Source organism: Terrabacter sp. P5_B1 (genome assembly GCF_056400505.1).
Map to the genome: position 1 here is coordinate 1 of NZ_JBFULD010000427.1, position 2,995 is coordinate 2,995.

Annotated in this window: 4 protein-coding genes; 1 reads left to right on the forward strand and 3 read right to left on the reverse strand. The window is 72.6% G+C overall.

Features of this window, described 5'->3' with window-relative positions; all coding sequences use genetic code 11:
• From AC1DP0_RS20335 to AC1DP0_RS20345, 3 genes are all read right to left on the reverse strand, one after another.
• On the reverse strand, nucleotides 1–325 hold a 325-nt coding region (locus tag AC1DP0_RS20335), incomplete at its 3' end, for a thiolase family protein (protein ID WP_478088105.1).
• Between the two features lie 123 nt (nucleotides 326–448).
• Nucleotides 449–1,723: an HRDC domain-containing protein gene (locus tag AC1DP0_RS20340; protein WP_478088107.1), complete on the reverse strand. Its 1,275-nt coding sequence runs from the start codon at nucleotides 1,721–1,723 to the stop codon at nucleotides 449–451.
• The gene (locus AC1DP0_RS20345; RefSeq protein ID WP_478088109.1) at nucleotides 1,720–2,304 is read right to left on the reverse strand and encodes a DUF3000 domain-containing protein; all 585 of its coding nucleotides are present in this window, start codon (nucleotides 2,302–2,304) and stop codon (nucleotides 1,720–1,722) included. The genes AC1DP0_RS20340 and AC1DP0_RS20345 overlap by 4 nt, the downstream gene beginning before the upstream one ends.
• Nucleotides 2,305–2,399: 95 nt before the next feature.
• Between AC1DP0_RS20345 and AC1DP0_RS20350 the strand changes: the two genes are divergently transcribed.
• Nucleotides 2,400–2,995, forward strand: a 596-nt coding sequence (locus AC1DP0_RS20350) for a uroporphyrinogen decarboxylase family protein (RefSeq protein ID WP_478088111.1), incomplete at its 3' end; no start/stop codon positions are given.

Below are 2,995 nucleotides of genomic sequence, written 5' to 3' on the forward strand. Positions count from 1 at the left end.
AGCTCGCGGTGTTGGTCACCGCGGTCATGGCACCGGCGCACATCCGGTCGACGGAGTAGCCGGGCGTCGTGTTCGGCAGTCCCGAGAGGAGGGCGGCGGTGCGGCCGAGCGTCAGGCCCTGGTCGCCGATCTGGGTGGTCGCGGCGATGGCGACCTCCTCGACCTTGTCCTTGGGCAGGTTCGGGTTGCGGTGCAGCAGCTCGCGGATGCACCGGATGACGAGGTCGTCGGCGCGGGTCTGGGCATACATGCCCATGTCGCCGGCCTTGCCGAACGGCGTCCGGACGCCGTCGACGAAGACGACCTCGTGAAGTGCGCGGGGCACGGTGCCTCCTGATGTGGTTCTCCAGCGGTCAGGACGAGACTACTGCTCGGTAACTTCAGCACCAACTGGCGCCCGGGTGACCATCCTCACCCCCCTGCTCCTTCGATCAGGGGGAGGCGCGGGTCAGGCGGGGGCGTGCTCGCTGCAGGCGAGCGAGATGAGGGGTGCGGTGATGGTCGTCTGCCACCGCCGGGCGCCCATCGCGGCGAGCGCCTCGGCGACCTCGGGCGTCGTCGGGGCCGCCGGACCGTCCCAGAGGAAGCGGCGCAGCAGGTCGKGGGTCAGGAGGTTCTCGACCGGGACGGCTAGCTCCTCGGAGACGGCGCCGAGCAGCTCCCGGGCACGCGCCAGACGGGCAGCGGCGACGGGGTCGCGGTCGGCCCACGCCTTGGGTGGGGGCGGACCGCTGGGCGGCAACGCGAGGACGGGCAGGTCGGACTCGGGCAGCGCCAGGGCGTGCGCGAGGACCTCGAGGATCGCCTCCTGGTGCCGCCGCACCGACCGCGCGAGCCGCGGCTCGGCGGAGCCCACGGTGCGCGGCGGCTTGGTCGCGCGCTGGTTGGCGATGGCGATCTCGCTGATCGCGGCGTCGGGAAGGATCCGTCCGGGAGAGGTGTCACGCTGCTGGGCCACGCCGTCACGCCACAGCCACAGCTCACGCACGATGGCCAGACCGCGTCGGCCGCGGACCTTGTGCATCCCGGTGGTGCGCCGCCACGGGTCGACGCGGGGCTCCGGGCCGGTGAAGTCGAGCAGGTGCTCGAACTCTTCGGTGGCCCAAGCGATCTTGCCCTGCGCCGAGAGCTCGGCAGCGACGGCGTCACGGAGGTCGACGAGCACCTCGACGTCGAGCGCGGCATACAGCAGCCACGGCTCGGGCAGGGGCCGCACCGACCAGTCGACGGCGGAGTGCTCCTTGGCGAGCTGGAGGCCGAGGTAGTGCTCGACCATCGCGCCGAGGCCGACGCGCGGCAGCCCGGCCAGACGCCCCCCGAGCTCGGTGTCGAAGAGCGACCGCGGACGCAGGCCGACCTCGGCCAGGCACGGAAGGTCCTGGGTGGCGGCGTGCAGGATCCACTCGGCGTCGCCGATGGCCTCGCCGACGGGGGAGAGGTCGGGACAGGCGATCGGGTCGATGAGCCAGGTGCCCGACCCCTGGCGCCTGATCTGGACGAGGTAGGCGCGCTGGCCGTAGCGGTAGCCCGACGCCCGCTCGGCGTCGATGCCCACCGGGCCCGTGCCCGACCTGATCGCCTCGGCCGCACGCAACAGCGTGCGCTCGTCGACGACGACCTCGGGCACGCCGTCACGCGGATGGGTCAGGGGGACGAGATCCGGGACGGTGTCAGGTGCGGTGCCGGCGGCGTCGTCGATGCTCTCGTTCGGCTCTGCCGTCACCGGCGCTGCCCCGGTAGCGGGACCACGCCGTCGGGCAGTGGAGGTATGCCGGCGATGGTGCACAGCATGTCGGCCCAGGCCCGGAGGTGGTCGGCGACGTCGCCGCCCACCGGCGTCCACGAGGCCCGGATCTCCATCTCGACGCTCGCCTCGCGGTCGGCCAGACCCGCGAAGCTCTCGCTGACGACGCGCGTCACTGTCCCGGCCTCGGCCGTCCAGCCGAGGTTGCGGTTGGTCAGGGAGTCGGAGAGCCAGGACCAGCCGACCGCGCCGAGCATCGGGTCGCCGGCCAGCTCGGGCTCGAGCTCGGCCCGGGCGAAGGTGACGATGCGCCACTGCCCGTCCCACGTGTCGGGGGCCGCAGGGTCGTGCAGGATGACGAACCGGCCGGTCGCCAGGTCCTCGTCCGGGTCTTCGATGTCGATGACGTCGGCGGTCAGGGCTGCGGCATACGGGGCGATGCGGGTCGGCGCCGGCACCTCGGTCAGGCGCACCTCGGAGCGCAGACGGACGTCTCGCAGGGCGCTGAGCGTCCGTGCGAAGACCGCGCCGTGATTGCCCGGCAACGTTCGCGTGTGCACCAGATGAGGGTAAGCCGGAGTCGGGCGTTCTGTCCTCAGGGCGCGCCGGGTGCGCGTGGCTCGGGCGCACCCGCCCGTCGTGGCAGGATTGACCGGTGCCGACCACTGCTCCGACCGCCACCCGACAGAGCAACCTCGTCCGCGCCGCGCGCCGCGAGTCGGTCACCCGGACGCCGGTGTGGTTCATGCGCCAGGCCGGTCGCTCGCTCCCGGAGTACCGCGCCGTGCGCGAGGGCATCCCCATGCTCGAGTCGTGCATGCGGCCCGACCTCGTCACGGAGATCACGCTCCAGCCGGTGCGTCGACACGGCGTCGACGCGGCCATCTTCTTCAGTGACATCGTCGTGCCGCTCAAGGCGATCGGCGTCGACCTCGACATCGTGCCGGGCGTGGGTCCCGTGGTGGCCCGCCCGATCCGAACCGCGGCCGACCTCGACCAGCTCGTCCCGCTGACACCCGAGCACGTCCCCTTCGTCACCGAGGCCGTCGGCCAGCTGGTCCGTGAGCTCGGTGACATCCCGCTCATCGGGTTCGCCGGTGCGCCCTTCACCCTCGCCTCCTACCTCGTCGAGGGCGGGCCCTCGAAGAACCACGAGAAGACCAAGGCGCWCATGCACGGCGACCCGGACCTGTGGGACGCCCTGTGCGCCCGGCTCGCCCAGATCTCCGGCGAGTTCCTGCGCGTGCAGGC